General features: G+C 63.4%; 19 protein-coding genes. 13 read left to right on the top strand and 6 right to left on the bottom strand.

All coding sequences use genetic code 11. The features are described from left to right. Window positions 1–133: 133 nt before the first annotated feature. On the bottom strand, window positions 134–670 hold the full coding sequence (locus ACSQ3Z_RS13390; protein ID WP_436171726.1) for a MarR family winged helix-turn-helix transcriptional regulator: 537 nt from the start codon (window positions 668–670) through the stop codon (window positions 134–136). Window positions 671–874: 204 nt separating this feature from the next. Here ACSQ3Z_RS13390 and ACSQ3Z_RS13385 point away from each other — a divergent pair, with 204 nt between their 5' ends. The 3 genes from ACSQ3Z_RS13385 (at window position 875) to ACSQ3Z_RS13375 (ending at window position 3,014) form a co-directional block, all read left to right on the top strand. Beyond that, window positions 875–1,159 (top strand): acylphosphatase, encoded by a 285-nt coding sequence (locus tag ACSQ3Z_RS13385; protein WP_436171725.1) that lies wholly within the window; start codon window positions 875–877, stop codon window positions 1,157–1,159. A 72-nt stretch (window positions 1,160–1,231) separates the two neighbouring features. Then, window positions 1,232–1,882: a TetR/AcrR family transcriptional regulator gene (locus ACSQ3Z_RS13380; RefSeq protein WP_436171724.1), complete on the top strand. Its 651-nt coding sequence runs from the start codon at window positions 1,232–1,234 to the stop codon at window positions 1,880–1,882. Continuing rightward, window positions 1,851–3,014, top strand: a complete 1,164-nt coding sequence (locus tag ACSQ3Z_RS13375; protein ID WP_436171723.1) for an isovaleryl-CoA dehydrogenase — start codon at window positions 1,851–1,853, stop codon at window positions 3,012–3,014. Before ACSQ3Z_RS13380 ends, ACSQ3Z_RS13375 begins: the two co-directional genes overlap by 32 nt. 17 nt (window positions 3,015–3,031) lie before the next feature. On the opposite strand, the gene ACSQ3Z_RS13370 is transcribed toward ACSQ3Z_RS13375, so the two are convergent. Then, window positions 3,032–3,424, bottom strand: coding sequence for a hypothetical protein (locus tag ACSQ3Z_RS13370; RefSeq protein WP_436171722.1), 393 nt, complete (start codon window positions 3,422–3,424; stop codon window positions 3,032–3,034). A 258-nt stretch (window positions 3,425–3,682) separates the two neighbouring features. Between ACSQ3Z_RS13370 and ACSQ3Z_RS13365 the strand changes: the two genes are divergently transcribed. From ACSQ3Z_RS13365 to ACSQ3Z_RS13345, 5 genes are all read left to right on the top strand, one after another. Beyond that, window positions 3,683–5,290 (top strand): carboxyl transferase domain-containing protein, encoded by a 1,608-nt coding sequence (locus ACSQ3Z_RS13365; RefSeq protein ID WP_436171721.1) that lies wholly within the window; start codon window positions 3,683–3,685, stop codon window positions 5,288–5,290. Window position 5,291: 1 nt separating this feature from the next. Further along, the gene (locus tag ACSQ3Z_RS13360; RefSeq protein ID WP_436171720.1) at window positions 5,292–5,822 is read left to right on the top strand and encodes an O-acetyl-ADP-ribose deacetylase; all 531 of its coding nucleotides are present in this window, start codon (window positions 5,292–5,294) and stop codon (window positions 5,820–5,822) included. A 120-nt stretch (window positions 5,823–5,942) separates the two neighbouring features. After that, window positions 5,943–6,314, top strand: coding sequence for a hypothetical protein (locus ACSQ3Z_RS13355; protein WP_436171913.1), 372 nt, complete (start codon window positions 5,943–5,945; stop codon window positions 6,312–6,314). 39 nt (window positions 6,315–6,353) lie between these two features. Next, entirely contained in the window at window positions 6,354–6,728 is a 375-nt protein-coding gene (locus ACSQ3Z_RS13350) for a hypothetical protein (RefSeq protein WP_436171719.1), read from the top strand. A gap of 49 nt (window positions 6,729–6,777) precedes the next feature. After that, a complete protein-coding gene (locus ACSQ3Z_RS13345) occupies window positions 6,778–8,742 on the top strand; it encodes an acetyl/propionyl/methylcrotonyl-CoA carboxylase subunit alpha (RefSeq protein ID WP_436171718.1) in 1,965 nt (654 codons plus the stop codon). 81 nt (window positions 8,743–8,823) lie between these two features. On the opposite strand, the gene ACSQ3Z_RS13340 is transcribed toward ACSQ3Z_RS13345, so the two are convergent. Together ACSQ3Z_RS13340 and ACSQ3Z_RS13335 are read right to left on the bottom strand one after the other, a co-directional pair. After that, complete coding sequence (locus ACSQ3Z_RS13340; protein WP_436171717.1) at window positions 8,824–9,945, bottom strand: ABC transporter substrate-binding protein; 1,122 nt, start codon at window positions 9,943–9,945, stop codon at window positions 8,824–8,826. Between the two features lie 440 nt (window positions 9,946–10,385). Next, window positions 10,386–10,652 (bottom strand): sel1 repeat family protein, encoded by a 267-nt coding sequence (locus ACSQ3Z_RS13335; protein ID WP_436171716.1) that lies wholly within the window; start codon window positions 10,650–10,652, stop codon window positions 10,386–10,388. A 539-nt stretch (window positions 10,653–11,191) separates the two neighbouring features. Between ACSQ3Z_RS13335 and ACSQ3Z_RS13330 the strand changes: the two genes are divergently transcribed. The 5 genes from ACSQ3Z_RS13330 (at window position 11,192) to ACSQ3Z_RS13310 (ending at window position 14,876) form a co-directional block, all read left to right on the top strand. Next, window positions 11,192–11,533, top strand: coding sequence for a DUF2147 domain-containing protein (locus ACSQ3Z_RS13330; RefSeq protein WP_436171715.1), 342 nt, complete (start codon window positions 11,192–11,194; stop codon window positions 11,531–11,533). A gap of 239 nt (window positions 11,534–11,772) precedes the next feature. Then, window positions 11,773–11,925 carry a hypothetical protein gene (locus ACSQ3Z_RS13325; protein ID WP_436171714.1) on the top strand — a complete coding sequence of 51 codons (153 nt, stop codon included), beginning with the start codon at window positions 11,773–11,775 and terminating at the stop codon, window positions 11,923–11,925. Between the two features lie 40 nt (window positions 11,926–11,965). Beyond that, window positions 11,966–12,160: a hypothetical protein gene (locus tag ACSQ3Z_RS13320; RefSeq protein ID WP_436171713.1), complete on the top strand. Its 195-nt coding sequence runs from the start codon at window positions 11,966–11,968 to the stop codon at window positions 12,158–12,160. Between the two features lie 118 nt (window positions 12,161–12,278). After that, window positions 12,279–13,739: an AMP nucleosidase gene (locus ACSQ3Z_RS13315; RefSeq protein WP_436171912.1), complete on the top strand. Its 1,461-nt coding sequence runs from the start codon at window positions 12,279–12,281 to the stop codon at window positions 13,737–13,739. A gap of 102 nt (window positions 13,740–13,841) precedes the next feature. After that, complete coding sequence (locus tag ACSQ3Z_RS13310; protein WP_436171712.1) at window positions 13,842–14,876, top strand: endonuclease/exonuclease/phosphatase family protein; 1,035 nt, start codon at window positions 13,842–13,844, stop codon at window positions 14,874–14,876. 60 nt (window positions 14,877–14,936) lie between these two features. Here ACSQ3Z_RS13310 and ACSQ3Z_RS13305 read toward each other — a convergent pair whose 3' ends face one another. Together ACSQ3Z_RS13305 and ACSQ3Z_RS13300 are read right to left on the bottom strand one after the other, a co-directional pair. Then, window positions 14,937–15,536 (bottom strand): DUF922 domain-containing protein, encoded by a 600-nt coding sequence (locus tag ACSQ3Z_RS13305; RefSeq protein ID WP_436171711.1) that lies wholly within the window; start codon window positions 15,534–15,536, stop codon window positions 14,937–14,939. A 142-nt stretch (window positions 15,537–15,678) separates the two neighbouring features. After that, complete coding sequence (locus ACSQ3Z_RS13300) at window positions 15,679–17,358, bottom strand: electron transfer flavoprotein-ubiquinone oxidoreductase (protein ID WP_436171710.1); 1,680 nt, start codon at window positions 17,356–17,358, stop codon at window positions 15,679–15,681. Window positions 17,359–17,368 lie beyond the last annotated feature (10 nt).

Below are 17,368 nucleotides of genomic sequence, written 5' to 3'. Positions count from 1 at the left end.
CATCGTTTCACGGAAACGCCGAATTGCTCTATCTCTTTGTCTTGACGCAATTCCGGACGGAAAACCGTTTCACACTTTTCCTGGAATTGCTCTGACTCCAGCTTTGGCGAGGAAGCTTGTCTGTCATGCCGGTCTATTGGCGACTTCCGCTCGTTGCGGTCTCACCCATGTCGCCGCCGAGCAGGCGCGTGACCTGCTTCAACGCGTCTGAAAGCTGCTGGGCCTCATCATCGGCAAGGCCGGCCGTCAGCCGGGCGAGGTCTTGGTTCGCCGTCATCTGCAACCTTGCCAATGCCTGATTGCCACGGGCCGTCAGGGACAGGCGGCGGCGATACCGGTCGTTCGGGACGGCGCGCATTTCGGTCAGGCCGGCAGCCGCGAATTTTCGCAGGATACGCGTGAGATAAGTCGGTTCGAGCCGCAGTTCCCTGGCCATTTCGGCGGCCGCCGGCGCGATGTCGAGATGGAACATCCGCGCAAGAAAACCCGCCGTTCCGCCCGTATCGGCAGTAGCAGCGCCCGACCGGCGATCCAGTTCGAACAGCACCCGCGCCTCGGTCAGCGTATAGGCGCTGTGCGTCAGGGTCTCGTCGAGCAGCCCGATCAGACCGGTATAGAACCGGTTGAAGCGGCGCATGTCGCCGACCAGGGCATTGCGTTCGACCGGCATGCAGGCCCTTCCTCAGGTGATATCCGCCGTTGGATTCATCTCCAATTATTTGATTAAGTCAACTATTTATTGGATCGAGTCATACATCTATAGCCCAGGACGCGAGGGCTCGGCCCCGCGCAATCCCGATGGAAGCCGCTTGCATTCGCCGGGTGAAGCGCCAGATTCATGTGCACAATGCATGGAGGCGCTTTGGGGCGAGCGATGAGCGATCGGCAAAGGGCCGTGCAGGCGCGCGTTTACGGCAGAGTGCAAGGCGTCAGCTACAGGATCTGGGCGCGAAGCGAAGCCATCCGGCTCGGCATTGCCGGCTGGGTGCGCAACGAAAGCGATGGTTCGGTCACGGCACGGATGGCCGGAGCCGACGCCGCGGTCTCGTCAATGATCGAACGCCTTTGGAAAGGCCCGGCGGGCGCATCGGTCTCGCGCGTCGACGTCGAGGAACTCAGCTCCTGGAATGCGCCAACGAGCTTCACGATCATTGTGTGAACAGGGCACGCAGATTGCGCCCTCTTGAATTAATTGAACGTTTGTTTTATTATTTGCCTCGATGAGGTGAGCATGGCCCGCACGACCGGTTCCGATGGCGAAAAGACCGAGGCTGCCGTCCGCGAGGCGGCGGTCAGCCTGATCGCGCGTCTCGGCTACGAAGCGATGTCGATGCGCCAGTTGGCCGCCGAGGTCGGCGTGCAGGCGGCCGCGCTCTACCGCTATTTTCCGACCAAGGAAGACCTGCTGTTCACGCTGATGCGCGAGCACATGGAGGGGCTGAGCGCAGCGTGGGAGGCGGCACGCCCCGCGACGGCCGATCCGACGGCGCGGCTCGCCGCCTATGTCCGGAACCACATCGCCTTCCACATCGAACGCCGCCACGCCACGCATGTCTCCAACATGGAGCTGCGCAGCCTGTCGCATGAGCGCCTGACGCAGATCCTGCGCATGCGCACGGCCTATGAGAAGGAACTGCGCGCCATCCTGCGCGACGGCGTGGAGACGGGCGCTTTCGACATCGACGACACCGGCCTGACCGCGATGGCGCTGATCCAGATGATGACCGGCGTCATCGTCTGGTTCCGGCCGGGCGAGCGGCTGTCGATCGCCGAGGTCACGGCGTCATATCTTTCGATGACAATGCGCCTCGTTGGCGCAAGGATCGACACCGGTACCGGGGAGGAACGGCATGTACACGAACACGCTCAGCTTCGGGCTTGACGAAGACATCGAGGCGCTGCGCGACCTGGTGCGGCGCTTCGCCCAGGACAAGATCGCGCCGATCGCCGCCGAGATCGACCGCTCGAACGAATTCCCGGCGCATCTGTGGGCAGAACTTGGCGCGCTCGGCCTGCTCGGCATCACCGCCGATCCGGATTTCGGCGGTACCGGCATGGGCTATCTCGCCCATGTGATCGCGGTGGAAGAGATTTCGCGCGCCTCGGCCTCGGTCGGCCTCTCCTATGGCGCCCATTCCAACCTGTGCGTCAACCAGATCAACCGCTGGGCGACGCCGGCGCAGAAGGAGAAATACCTGCCGCCGCTCTGCAGTGGCGAAAAGGTCGGCGCGCTGGCGATGTCGGAATCCGGCGCCGGCTCCGACGTGGTATCGCTCAGGCTGCGCGCCGAAAAGCGCAACGACCGCTATGTGCTCAACGGCTCGAAAATGTGGATCACCAACGGGCCGGACGCCGAGACGCTGGTGGTCTACGCCAAGACCGATCCGGAGCGCCATTCGCGCGGCATCACCGCTTTCATCGTCGAAAAGGCAATGGCCGGCTTTTCGGTGGCGCAAAAACTCGACAAGCTCGGTATGCGCGGCTCGAATACCGGCGAGCTGGTGTTCGAGAATGTCGAGGTGCCGTTTGACAATGTGCTGCATGAGGAAGGTCGCGGCGTCGAGGTGCTGATGTCGGGCCTTGACTATGAGCGCACGGTGCTGGCCGGCGGCCCGATCGGGCTGATGGCTGCCTGCCTCGACGTGGCGATCCCATATGTGCATGAGCGCAAGCAGTTCGGCCAGCCGATCGGCGAGTTCCAGCTGGTGCAAGGCAAGCTTGCCGACATGTACACGGTGATGAGTGCCGCGCGCGCCTACGTCTATGCCGTGGCCGCCGCGTGCGACCGCGGCCAGACGACGCGCAAGGACGCCGCCGGTTGCGTGCTGTTCGCCGCCGAGAAGGCGACGCAGATGGCACTTGACGCACTGCAGCTACTCGGCGGCAATGGCTATATCAACGACTATCCGACCGGCCGGCTTTTGCGCGACGCCAAGCTCTACGAGATCGGCGCCGGCACCAGCGAAATCCGCCGCTGGCTGATCGGCCGCGAGATCATGGCGGAGGGGGCATGATGCTCCCCTCCGCCACCTCAGCCGAATGCCCTCGGCAGGTCAGTGGTGGGCTTGGCAACGACCTGATGCGAATCGCGCCAGAGAACCTCGCGCTGTTGCAAGGACGCAATCGACCGTACCGGCAAGCCGCCTTCCTCGATCAGCCATGCACAGTAGCGGGCACGGCTGATTGCTTCCCTGGCACCCGGATCGAACCAGCAGATGCCCCAGATCGAATTGCGGCGCCTGAAATGCCGGCCAACCCGACCGGGAATGGGCAGGTGCTCGTTGAACCAGTCGAACTGGTCCTGCAGCTCGCCGTGAATCCAATCGGGGCAGCCGTTCCGGTACAGATACCAGGACGCCCGGAAAAAGCCGGTCTCCACCCGGCTTTCCGGATGGATCAGCGGCGTTACAAACCGCACATACATGATGACACCCACGGCACGCGCAGGCGCCGTGTTCCTCTTGCTCAAATTCGGGACGTGGAATGCCGCCCTTCGGCGGCGTTAGTCCAATGCCGAAGGGAGACGTCTTGTGAAATGCATGTCCATGCCTTTCATCTTCGCCTCCAGAGGGTGTCGCTCAAAAATGAACGCCGCATGCTAAGCAAGACACGCGACGTTCGGGGGCGGGCTGATACACCGCTTCCGCCGCGGCATCAAGGGGCGTGAGGAAACGACGACACAATGGCCACGCTGCAAACCCAGATCTCCCCTTCCTCCGAGACCTTTCACGCCAATGCCGAGCGCATGCGGGCGCTGGTCGCCGACATCGCGGAGAAAGCGGCGAGCGTCGAGCGCGGCGGCTCGGATGAGGCGCGCGAGCGCCACCAGGGCCGCGGCAAGCTTTTGCCGCGCGAGCGCCTCGCGCAGTTGCTCGACACCGGCTCGCCGTTCCTCGAGATCGGCCAATTCGCGGCGTGGTCGATGTATGGCGAGGACATCTCCGCGGCCGGCCTCATCGCCGGCGTCGGCCGAGTCGAGGGCACCGAGGTCATGGTCGTCGTCAACGACGCCACGGTGAAGGGCGGCACCTATTACCCGCTGACAGTGAAGAAGCATCTGCGCGCGCAGGAGATCGCGCTGCAGAACAATCTGCCCTGCGTCTATCTGGTCGACAGCGGCGGCGCCAATTTGCCCAACCAGGATGAGGTGTTTCCCGACCGCGAGCATTTCGGCCGCATCTTCTACAACCAGGCCAACATGTCGGCGGCGGGCGTTCCGCAGATCGCCTGTGTCATGGGGTCGTGCACTGCGGGCGGCGCCTATGTGCCGGCGATGTCGGACGAGACGATCATGGTGCGCAACCAGGCGACCATCTTCCTCGGCGGCCCGCCGCTGGTGAAGGCCGCCACCGGCGAGGACGTCAGCGCCGAGGAGCTCGGCGGCGCCGACGTACACACGCGACTCTCCGGCGTTGCCGACCACTACGCGATGGATGACGAACACGCGCTGGCCATTTGCCGGCGCATCGTCAAGAACCTGAATCGGAACAAGGCCGTAAGCCTGAACTTACAGAAATCGATTCCACCGCTTCATGATCCGCATGAGCTCTACGGAATCGTGCCGACGGATCTGCGTCAGCCCTATGATGTGCGCGAGGTGATCGCGCGCGTCGTCGACGGTTCGGAGTTCGACGACTTCAAGCAGAACTACGGCACCACTTTGGTCACCGGCTTTGCCCATCTCCACGGCATGCCGGTCGGCATCATCGCCAACAATGGCGTCTTGTTTTCCGAAAGCGCGCTGAAGGGCGCGCACTTCATCGAACTGTGCTGCCAGCGCATGATCCCTCTGGTGTTCCTGCAGAACATCACCGGCTTCATGGTCGGACGCAAATACGAGGCCGGCGGCATCGCCAAGGACGGTGCCAAGCTGGTGATGGCGGTCGCCACCGCCAAGGTGCCGAAGGTGACCATGATCATCGGCGGCTCGTTCGGCGCCGGCAATTACGGCATGTGCGGCCGCGCCTATTCACCGCGCTTCCTGTGGATGTGGCCGAATGCCCGCATTTCGGTGATGGGCGGCGAACAGGCGGCAACGGTGCTCGCCATGGTCAAGCGCGAAGGCATCGAGCGCAAGGGCGGCGAATGGAGCGCCGAAGAGGAAGCGAAATTCAGGAAGCCGATCCTGATGAAATACGAGCATGAGGGTCATCCTCTCTATTCCTCGGCACGGCTCTGGGACGACGGCATCATCGACCCGGCGAAGACGCGCGAGGTGCTGGCGCTGAGCCTATCGGCCGCGCTCAATGCCGAGATCGAGGAGACACGCTTCGGCGTGTTCAGGATGTGAGATGAGCCAGGTCGGCAGCAGGATCTGCGTTCACACCGGCGACATCACAAAGCTTGATGTCGAAGCCATCGTCAACGCCGCCAACTCCTCGCTGCTCGGCGGCGGCAGTGTCGACGGCGCCATTCACCGCGCGGCCGGTCCCGAGCTTCTGGCCGAATGCCGGATGCGGAACGGTTGCAAGACGGGCGAGGCCAAACTCACCAAGGGCTACAGACTGCCGGCACGCTATATCATCCACACGGTCGGACCGGTCTGGCAAGGCGGCGGCAAGGGTGAGGCCGAACTGCTCGCCTCGTGCTACCGCCGCTCGCTCGAACTCGCCGCGGGCCGGGAATGCCGGACGGTGGCGTTTCCGGCGATCTCGACCGGCGTCTACCGCTACCCGAAGGATGAGGCGACGGAGATCGCCGTCGCCACGGTTGGCACCTTCGTCACGCAGAACGCGTTGCCGCAAACCGTGACTTTCTGCTGCTTCGACGCGCCAACGGCCGAACTATACCGGCGGGTCGTTGCTGGCCTTGGGGAGCACTGAACTTCGTGGACCAAAAGATATTCCACAACCCGCAAATACGAATTTTCACCAACGAACTGGCGGAGGCGCAATATATTCGCTATTGCTCACCCTGCATTGGGGAATTTGGGTGGGGTGGAAATGATTCTGGAATATTGTCGCAAGTCGACCGTCTCGATACTTGCAGGATCTCTAATATTCATAACGCCCGGCGCCGAGGCGGCCGGATCGCTGGCGGGAAGCAAGGGCGACGTGCGTTACCCTGTCTATCGAGCGCCAGGCTCGACGGGTGGCTGCGGCAAGCACTACCGCGGATACGTCGCAGCACGGGGCCATTCCGCCTATGCAATGACCCCATTCAACTGGTCGGCGGAATATACGATCTGCGGCGTCTCGCTCAACGCATCGTCGCAGCAAGCGGCCGAGGCCAAAGCACTGAAATCCTGCGAATCCGGGCGGAAACAGTGGAAAGTTTCCACGGCCGGCCCCTGCAGCATCGCGGCGTCCAAATAGGTAGCAGGCTGCCAAGACTTTTTTCCTGGGGAAAGCAGAATGAACGCCATGACTGTCAAACGTGCGGCCGCATCGATGTTGGCTGGATTGCTTATTGTGGCGGTGCCTGGAGCCGGCATGGCCGGGTCGCTGGCGGGAAACAAGGGCGACACCCGGTTCTGGCCGACTTTGTCGGGAAATCCGAAGGACCCGTGCACCAAGACGTACAACGCCTATGTGGCGGCCAGTGGCCACTCGGCCTATGCGACCACGCCTTATATGCGGGTAACGTCGCTTTACATGATCTGCGGCGCGCACCTGAATGCGCAATCGCAGAAGGCGGCCGAGGAACTCGCGATAAAATCCTGCAAGGCCACCCGCGCTCATTACAAGGTCACAACCGGCGGAGCTTGCGCGATCGCGGCTTCCAAGTAGGCTGGTTCCTGCCAGACTGGCGCCGCCCGAAGCAAACCCGGGAGGCTCCATGTTCGCCAAGATCCTGATCGCCAATCGCGGTGAGATCGCCTGCCGGGTGATCCGCACGGCGCGCAAGATGGGTGTGCGCTGTGTCGCCGTCTATTCCGACGCCGACGCCAAAGCCATGCATGTCGCTATGGCCGACGAAGCCGTGCATATCGGCGCCTCGCCGGTCGGCGAAAGCTATCTGCGCGGCGACAAGATCGTCGCCGCGGCCTTGGCGACGGGCGCGCAAGCGATCCACCCCGGCTACGGCTTCCTCTCGGAGAACCCGGACTTCGTCGACCAGGTGACCGCAGCGGGGCTCACCTTCATCGGCCCGTCGGCGGCCTCGATCCGCGCCATGGGGCTGAAGGACGCGGCCAAGCGGCTGATGGAAAAGGCCGGCGTGCCTGTGGTGCCCGGCTATCATGGCGAGGCGCAGGAGATCGTGCTGCTCGCCTCCAAGGCGCGCGAGATCGGCTATCCCGTGCTGATCAAGGCGCGCGCCGGCGGCGGCGGCAAGGGCATGCGGCGGGTCGAGCATCCCGACGATTTCTCCGAAGCGCTGTCGGGCGCGCGACGCGAGGCCAAGGCCGCCTTCGGCGACGACCGCGTGCTGGTGGAAAAATATGTCGACAAGCCCAGGCATATCGAGGTGCAGGTGTTCGGCGACAATTTCGGCAACGCCGTGCATCTTTACGAACGCGACTGCTCGGCGCAGCGCCGCCACCAGAAGGTGATCGAGGAAGCCCCCGCTCCCGGCATGACGCCGGCATTGCGCAAGGCGATGACAGAAGCGGCGGTCAAGGCCGCCAAGGCGATCAGCTATTCGGGCGCCGGCACGATCGAATTCATCGTCGATGCCTCGCAAGGGCTGAAGGCGGACCGCTTCTGGTTCATGGAAATGAACACCCGCCTGCAGGTCGAACACCCGGTCACCGAAATGGTCACCGGCACCGATCTGGTCGAGTGGCAATTGCGGGTGGCGGCCGGCGAAAAGCTGCCTAAGACGCAGAGCGAGATCCAGCTTTCAGGCCATGCCTTCGAGGCACGTATCTATGCCGAGGACGCGGCAAAGGGATTCCTGCCGGCGACAGGCACGCTGCATCATCTGAAATTTCCCGACGCAGCACCGGAAGGCGCCACCATGCGCATCGAGACCGGCGTACGGGCGGGCGATGCGATCTCGCCCTTCTACGACCCGATGATCGCCAAGCTGATCGTCCACGGCAGGGACAGGCAATCAGCACTCGACGCGCTCGGCTCAGCGCTGTCGCAGACAGAGATTGCCGGCTCGACCGTCAACACCGCGTTTCTGGCGGCGCTTGCCGCCGATGCGGAGTTCTCAGCCGGCGATGTCGACACCGGTCTGATCGGCCGGCATCAGGAGGCGCTGACCGTCGTTCCGCCGCCGAGCGGCGAGACCGTTGCCGCGGCAGCGCTTGCAGCGTCTGGCGCCGGGGTTCAAACGCTGTCCGACGATCCCTGGTCGTCGCTTGCCGGCTATGCGCATTTTCACACCGTGGCGCGGCGCACGCGGCTGCGCCATGGCGAGGAGGATATCCTCGCGCGGGTTTCGGTGCGGCCGGACGGACGCTTCGAGGTGGCGCTGAGTGCCCCCTATGAGGATGTCAATTCGCACGATCTTCGCGCCACCCCTCGTCTCGCCCGCTGGCCCGGCCACGTCACCGTGTTCGAAGGCGCAACCAGCTATAATTTCGCGGTGCCGGACCCGCTGGCCAAGGCGGACGAAGCCGCCGCCGCTTCAGACAGCCTGCGCGCGCCGATGCCGGGCCTGGTCAAGCTGGTGCGCGTCGGCAAAGGCGACGCCGTCACCAAGGGCCAGCCGCTGCTGATCCTGGAAGCGATGAAGATGGAACACACGATTGCCGCTCCGCATGACGGAGTGATCGCCGAGATCGCGGTCGAGGGCGCGCAGGTCAGCGACGGCACCGTGCTGGTACGCTTTGCCGAGCAAGCCCAGGGCTGAGTCACAGTCAAACATCGGCTGCCCGAAAATTAAAATGGCCGGGCAAGCCGGCCATTCCAAGATGCCGACAGGCGGCAGCGCTTACGGCTGGATCGGCGCGTATTTGCCGTCGTGCCATTGGTTGATGTCGTAGCTGGCGTTCTTCAGGTCGCCCTTCTCGTCGAAGGTGACCTGGCCGACCACGGTGCTGATCGGCTGGCCGTTCTTCAACGCCTCGGCGACCTTGGCCGGATCGTCGCTGCCGGCGCGCTTGATGCCTTCGGCGAAAGCCTGGACCACGGCATAGGAGAACAGCGTAAAGCCTTCCGGCACGAAGCCGCCGGCCTTGATCTTGGCGATGGCATCCTTGGCTTCGGGCTTGGCCTGCGGATCGGACGGGAAGACGAACATGGTGCCTTCGCCGGCCGGACCGGCGATCTGCCAGAATTCCGGCGAGGCGATCGAGTCCGGCATGATCAGCTGGAACTTGACGTTCTGCTCGGCAGCCTGGCGCAGGATGAGGCCGGCCTCGGGGTGGTAGCCGCCGAAATAGACGACGTCGGCTTTCAGCTCCTTCAACTTGGTGACGAGAGCCGAATAGTCCTTCTCGCCGGCATTGATGCCTTCGTAATTCACCTCGTTGAGGCCGCCGGCGTTCATCGTCGCCTTGACGGCGTCGGCAACGCCCTGGCCGTAGGCGCTCTTGTCATGCAGGATGACGACGTTCTTGCCGGCATATTTCTTGGCGATCCACGGGCCGATGAAGGCGCCCTGCGCATCGTCGCGCGTATAGAGGCGCATGATCGTCGGCCAGCCGGCCTTTGCCGCGGCATCGGTCAGCTCCGGATTTGACGACGCCGGGCTCATCATCAGCGTGCCGGCTTCGGCATAGACGGCCGAGGCCGGAATGCTCGAGCCCGAGCAGGCATGGCCGTCGACGAACTTGGTGCCGTCGGCAACGATGCGGTTGGCGACCGAGACAGCCTGCTTCGGATCGCACTGGTCGTCCTGGATGTCGAGCTTGATCTTGTTGCCGTTGACACCGCCGGCGGCATTGATGGCGTCGGCGGCTGCCTGTGCGCCCTGCTTGAACTGGTCGCCGATGTTGGCGAGTTGGCCGGTCATCGGGCCGACCACCGAGACGGTGATGTCGTCGGCAAACGCAACCGGTGCGCTCATCATCAGGCCCAATACGGCCGCGCTCAAAATACCCAATTTTTTCATGATGATAGTGCTCCTCCACTCACGCGCGACCCTTCCGGCCACGCTTCTTCCAGAAGGCGGGACAATTTCACCCTTCGCCCGGCATGTCTTGGCGCATCGCCGGCACTCGATTGGGCCTGCGCAGTATCACCGCCGAACATACTTCAGTCATAGACGCGGCCTGATCTTGCCCGGGCCAAGAAAGCCAAAAGCCGCGCCGGCCTTGTCCCGGCCGGTCGCGGCTTTTGCCAATGGAGTTTCCCCGAACGCCCCCGCGCCCCGAAACCCCGCTCACTTCCCTGTCTGCCGCACCGCTTGGCCGGAGTCGGCCTGCCGTGTTCTTGGTCTTGTTAATATGGCCGTCTTCTCGCGGCCTTGTCCCTGGTGGGCCGGCCGTCTTTCGCGGCCTTGACCCAAAAGCGTTCCTGCCCCGTGATCTCAGGGCACCGGGAGCCCGGTGCTCAGTGCATCGTCATCCATTCGCGCGCTTCGCGCAGCGCCTTGGCGATCTCGGCCTTGGACATCGCGGCCGACAGTTCCGAGCGCAGCTCCGCGGCGCGGACCGAACCCTTGATGGCGGCGATGTTGAACCATTTGTGGGCGGCGATGACGTCGGTCTCGCAATCGCGGCCGGTCGCATACATCATGCCCAGTTCGAAAAGAATGTCGGCCTGGGCAGTTGCCCCCATGGCGCCGAAGCCGGCTTCAAGCATTTCAAAACGTGCCATTTCAAATCCCCTGTCTGGCTCCCGAGAGCTGCCTCCCTCTGTCCCTTGGTATCCCTTTGGGGGGCCGCTCTTTCGATGCTTTCGAGAATGCAGCCGAGCCTTGAATCCGTCGTTAAATGGCGTGCTTAATTTGAGGAAAACAAAGCTAAAACAAGAGGTAAACGCGGAAATTCGTTAAGGATACAAAGCCAGCAATTCAGCCTGCTTGCGAAAAATTTGACGAAAATTCCGAGCAGCCGGGTCAAGACTCCGCTAACCACGGGAACCAATCACCAGCGCATGACCTCGAAAATCGAAATCGATTTTCGGAAAGGATCATGCGCCAAATTAAAGTGCTACAGCGTCCTTTGCGCGTCCAAGAGGACGCGCGGCGCTGTAGGTCGAGATCGCTTCATTTGTTCGCCGACGGTAGCGAATAAATCCCGAAACCTTCCGTGGCGGCACCGCTTTTGTTTTGCTGGAAGCTGGATTAGCTTACGTTTGCGTAAGGGGCGGGAAGGCGGAACGGAGCCCCATCGAAACCCATAGGGAGGACAGACATGTTTCGAAAAGTGAGCCTGGCCCTGGCGGCCACCTTGATCGTGACCGGTGCGGCATGGGCCGACCCGATCGAAGGCAACTGGAAGACACAGGCCGGCGATACCGCAGCCATCGTTGGCGGCGGTTCGTTTTCCATCACGCTGAAGACCGGCAAATATGCCGGCAAGACCATCGGCTCGCTCAAGCCCGCCGGCGACAACAAATATGCCGGCAACATCACCGATCCGGCAAACGACAAGACCTATTCCGGCAAGGCAACGCTTTCGGGCACCTCGCTCAAGATGAGCGGCTGCGTGCTCGGCGGCCTGATCTGCAAGAGCCAGACCTGGCACAAGCTCTGATCGTCTTCACCGCCAAAGAATGAGAGAACGGGGCCTTCGCGGCCCCGTTTCTTTTTGCGCGGCGCAGTGGCGCCGCCGACTTGTTGTTGCCAAGGGGCAGGCGCACAGCCTCGACCTCACGCCCCTGCGCGACGTCCAAAACACCGTCAATCAATTTGAACCGCAGATGAACGCCGGCATCAGAGCCGGTTCAGAGGCATTCGGGCATTCTCTCGGCATTGAAGGAGGACACCACGCCAATGCTCGCTCGCCGCTTCACCATCGTCTGCCTGCTGATGAGCCTGTTCGGCATGTTGTTCGCCATCCTCGTCGCCGAAGAGGGCCGTCCGGCCCGCTCCTGGGACGCTGCCAATTCCTGCAGCTTCGGCTGTTCGAACCATCTTCGCCACTGAAACGACAAAGCACCAGAAACCCAGAGAAAAGCAAACGACCATGAACCGCATCGCCACCAGCGCCCTGACGATCCTTCGGCTCCTGCCGCGGACAGCGCTCATCCTGACGCTTCTCGCCGCCCCGGTGCTGGCCGTGCCGATGATGCGCGCCGATGCGGGCTCGACGATCGAGGCGCCGGCGTTGAAGAAGAACGGCGTCGGCTTTGTGCTCCTGGTCAGCCTGCGGCGCGGCTGAAGAAAAAACTTGCCGCCCGGTCACGTTCGGCTCGCCTCCCCCTCCCAAGCGCCCCTCCAAGTCTCTATATTGAGCCATGGAAAAGCGAATCTACCCCCAAGCCATCGAATCGGTCGTCATGCCGGAGCCTTTCGGCAAGCAGAGCTTCGACGACGCCAAGAAGGCGGTCGCGGCCTTGCAGGCGCTCTACGACCGCAACACCAAGTTCCTGCGCGATTCCTTCACGGCGCTGGCCGCGGGCGGCGACAACAACAAGCGCTATCGGGCCTTCTACCCGGAGATCGGCGTCACCACGAGTTCCTTCACGCAGATCGACTCGCGGCAGGCCTATGGCCATATGCCGACGCCGGGGCATTTCTCGACCACCATCACCCAGCCGATGCTGTTCGAGAGCTATCTCATCGAACAGCTTCGCCTGATCATGCGCAATCACGGCGTTCAGGTCACGGTTTCGGAATCGACCACGCCGATCCCACTGCATTTCGCCTTCCTCGAGGGCACTCATGTCGACGGCGCTGCCGCCGAGCGCATCAAGCGGCCGATCCGCGACCTGTTCGACGTGCCGGATCTCGACGGCACCGACGACCAGATCGCCAACGGCACCTTCGAAGTGGCGTTCGGCGAGCCGAGGCCGCTGGCGCCGTTCACGGCGCAGCGCATCGACTATTCGCTGCACCGGCTGTCGCACTATACGGCGACCACGCCGCAGCATTTCCAGAACTTCGTGCTGTTCACCAACTACCAGTTCTACATCGACGAGTTCGTCGCCCGCGCGCGCGAACTGATGGCCAATGGCGACAGCGGATACGCCGAATTCGTCGAACCCGGCAATGTCGTCACCAAGTCCGGAGCGACGATGCCCGGTGAAGGCACGCCGCCGCAGCGCCTGCCGCAGATGCCGGCCTATCATTTGAAGAAGCCAAACCATGGCGGCATCACAATGGTCAATATCGGCGTCGGCCCGTCCAACGCCAAGACGATCACCGACCATATCGCGGTGCTGAGGCCGCATGCCTGGGTGATGCTCGGCCACTGCGCTGGCCTGCGCAACACGCAGGCGCTGGGCGACTACGTGCTGGCGCATGCCTATGTCCGGGAAGACCATGTACTGGACGACGACCTGCCGGTCTGGGTGCCGATCCCGCCGCTGGCCGAGATCCAGGTGGCGCTGCAGGAAGCGGTCGCCGAAGTCACCGGGCTCTCCGGCTACGACCTCAAGCGCATCATGCGCACCGGCACCGTCGCCACCATCGACAACCGCAACTGGGAGCTGCGCGACCAGCGCGGGCCGGTGCAGCGGCTATCGCAGTCGCGGGCGATCGCGCTCGACATGGAATCGGCAACCATCGCCGCCAACGGCTTCCGCTTCCGCGTGCCCTACGGCACGCTGCTTTGCGTCTCCGACAAGCCGCTGCATGGCGAGTTGAAGCTGCCCGGCATGGCGACCGAATTCTACAAGCGGCAAGTGGCGCAGCATTTGACCATCGGCATCAGGGCGATGGAAAAACTGGCCGGGATGCCGATGGAGAGGCTGCATTCGCGCAAGCTCCGAAGCTTTTCGGAGACGGCCTTCCAGTAGGCGCGGCCCGCAGGCTCCCGGTGAGCCATTTGGTCATCTTGATTGGGCCGCATTTTGGCCGATAAACAGGCTGGACACCTCGGCGATGCAAACCCTGGTCTGATGGCACGCGTGCGAAACATGATGGCTTCGATGGCGTTCCTGGCAATGCTGGGTCTCTCTGCCGCGCTGGTGGCCGGGTTTTTTGGCGCGTTGCATCCGGCTTTCGATTCATTCTCCCACTTCCGCGTCCATCTGGCCGTGCTGATGGCACTGTGCGCCTTGCCGCTGCTTGCCACTTCGTTTCGCCTGCAGGCGGCCGCGGCGCTCGTCTTTGCGGTGGCGGCCTTCGCCACGACGTCGAACGCCTTGCCGCGCCTGTGGCAGGTGCAGGCCGCCTATGTCGACAAGCCGGTCGACCAGCCCATCTACAGACTGCTGCAGATGAATTTGCGCTACGACAATCCGACGCCGAAGAAGGTGCTGTCGCTGATCGGCCGGACCAACCCCGACGTGATTACCCTCGACGAGGTGTCGGAGATGTGGACGACCGAGCTTGGCTATATCACCAATGCCTATCCCTATCGGATCCTCTGCCCCTACCCGAATGGCGTGTTCGGCGTCGCACTGCTGTCCAGGCGACCGTTCGTCGCCGGCACCGAGCCCTTTTGTGAACGGCGCGGCGCGATGGCAATCGCGAAGGTCGATTTCGGCGGCAGCGCCGTCGATGTCGCCGCCATCCATCTCAGTTGGCCATGGCCGCGAGAACAGTCATGGCAGATCGGCGAGTTGTCACAGCAACTGGCCTCGCTCGGCGAGACGGCAATCATGGCGGGCGACTGCAACGCCGTGCCGTGGAGTGCGACCGTGCGGCGCGTCGCCTCGCTCGGCAAACTGACACCGATGCCCTCGGCCGGGCCGACCTGGATCCTTCTCCAGCTACCGGACTTCCTGCGGCGCTACGCCGGGCTGCCGATCGATCAGGTCTTCAGCAAAGGCGCCGTCGTCATCCATTCGGCGTCGCGGCTGGAGGACACCGGCTCCGACCATCTTCCTGTGATGGTGGAGTTCTCGCTGCGGCCCGAGGAGAAAAAGCCTGACGACGAGCATGAGACGGCGCTCGCGGCGGTGATGCAGTGGGGTCAGACGAAAAATTGACTTGTCGCGATCCTTCGCGCCCCTCTGTCCTGCCAGCATGGGTGGTTCAGAACCCGGTCTTCAAGGCTTGATCAAAGCGGTGATGAGGTGTTCGACATAACCGCCGTTGCGATGCTCGCGGGCATCGAAAGCGTTCTGCTTCGCCTCGTATACGGCATAGGTGGCCTCGATACGCCGCCGCGCCTCGCGGCGTGTCTTGTAGCAGAACGGGTCGTCGGCAACTTTCAGCCCCCGGATCGACCTCTCGGTGACGCGAATCATCTCCCGGGCGATGCGGCCGTGGGTCTCCTCATGAGCGCGGACGCCGGTGAAGAACCGCTTCCAGCGCTTCTGGAGGGCTGGCGTCGTGGCTGAGGCGACGCGGGGATACGTATAGAAGAGATTGAGCGTGCCGTTGGCCCGCCGCATGCGGCAGACGCCATTGTCCTGGCCAGCGTCAAGGTCCCAATCGACGGTATAGCCGGTCTGCGCGATGGCATGCGTCATGAAGCCGTGCTTCGGTCCCCTGCGGTCCATGGCCTCCATCAGCGCCAGTCCCGTGGTTCCGGTGATGTCATAGGTCCTGGTCTTGACCACCACCTTGCTGCCGGCCGAGGCGGCCGCAGCAGAACCGCACAGGGCAGCGATCGCCACCAAACATGTCAGAACCGCCAGGCGCATTGGCCATCTCCGTATCGTCCGGCAATGGAAACATAGGCGCGTGACAGTTTCAACAGTCCTTATGTCTCACATGTTCTGGTAGACCGGGCCTTCGCCGGCATCTTGGCCGGCGGCGGTCGAGACGGCCCGGTCGGCGCGTGGCTTACATGTTTTGATAGACCGGGCCTTCGCCGCCTTGGGGCGGAACCCAGTTGATGTTCTGGTTCGGGTCCTTGATGTCGCAGGTCTTGCAGTGGACGCAGTTCTGCGCGTTGATGACGAAGCGCACATCCTTGGCCGTCGGGTCGGCGGCGGCGTTGCCATCCTTGTCGACCCATTCATAGACGCCGGCCGGGCAGTAGCGCGTCGAAGGCCCGGCAAAGACATCGTGCTCGGAGCGCTGCTGCAGGGCCATGTCGGCGACCAGCAGATGCACCGGTTCGTTTTCCTCGTGATTGGTGTTGGACAGGAACACCGAGGACAGGCGGTCGAAGGTCAGCACGCCGTCGGGCTTGGGATAGGCGATCTTCTCGTGCTTGGCGGCCGGCTCCAGCGTCGCATAGTCGGCCTTGCCGTGCTTCAGCGTGCCGAAGGGCGAGAAGCCGAACAGCGTGTTCAGCCACATGTCGAGGCCGCCCAGGCCGACGCCGATGATGGTGCCGAAGCGCGACCACAGCGGCTTGACGTTGCGCACCTTCTTCAAATCCTTGCCGATGTCGGTCGCACGCCACGCCGCCTCGTAGGAAGAAAGCTCGTCATTGGCGCGGCCGGCGCCGATGGCCTCGGCGACATGCTCGGCCGCCAGCATCCCCGACAGCACCGCATTGTGCGAGCCCTTGATGCGCGGCACGTTGACGAAGCCCGCCGCGCAGCCCATCAGCGCGCCGCCCGGGAAGGACAGTTTCGGTACCGACTGAAAGCCGCCCTCGGTGATGGCGCGCGCGCCATAGCCCAGCCGCTTGGCGCCGGCGAAGGTGCCGGCGATGGCCGGATGGGTCTTGAAGCGCTGGAATTCCTCGAACGGCGACAGGTAAGGGTTCTTGTAATTGAGGTGGAGGACGAAACCGACCGCCACCTGGTTGTCCTCGAGATGATAGAGGAAGGAGCCGCCGCCGGTCTTCATGTCGAGCGGCCAGCCGAAGGAATGCTGCACCAGGCCCGGCTTGTGGTTCTCCGGCTTGACCTGCCAGAGTTCCTTGAGGCCGATGCCGAACTTGGCCGGCTCGCGGCCTTCGGAAAGCTTGTATTTGGCGATCAGCTGCTTGGCGAGCGAACCGCGCGCACCCTCGCCGATCAGCACATATTTGCCCATCAGCGCCATGCCCGGCGCAAAGGACGGGCCGTGCGTGCCGTCCTTCTCGACGCCCATGTCGCCGGTGATGACGCCGGTGACGGCACCCGCATCGTTGTAGAGCAGGCCCGCCGCGGCAAAGCCCGGATAGATCTCGACGCCGAGCGCCTCGGCCTTGGTCGCCAGCCAGCGGCAGACATTGCCGAGCGAGACGATGTAGTTGCCGTGGTTGTTCATCAGTGGCGGCATCAGGATATTGGGCAGGCGGAACGAGCGGGCGGGGCCTAGAACCAGGAAATGATCGTCGGTGACCGGCGTCTTGAAGGGATGCCCCTCCTCCTCGCGCCAGCCTGGCAGGAGGCGGTCGATGCCGATCGGATCGACGACGGCGCCGGACAGGATGTGGGCGCCGACCTCACCGCCCTTTTCCAGGACAACGACGGAAAGCTCGGGATTGACCTGCTTGAGACGGATCGCTGCAGCGAGGCCGGCAGGGCCTGCGCCGACGACGACCACGTCGAATTCCATGCTCTCGCGTTCGATGTCGCTCATCAACCCCTCC

It is taken from the genome of Mesorhizobium sp. LjNodule214 (assembly GCF_964252735.1).
Classification (GTDB): Bacteria; Pseudomonadota; Alphaproteobacteria; order Rhizobiales; family Rhizobiaceae; genus Mesorhizobium.
Note: the sequence above shows the minus strand (reverse complement) of the source record. Positions and strands in the feature narration are given on the sequence as shown.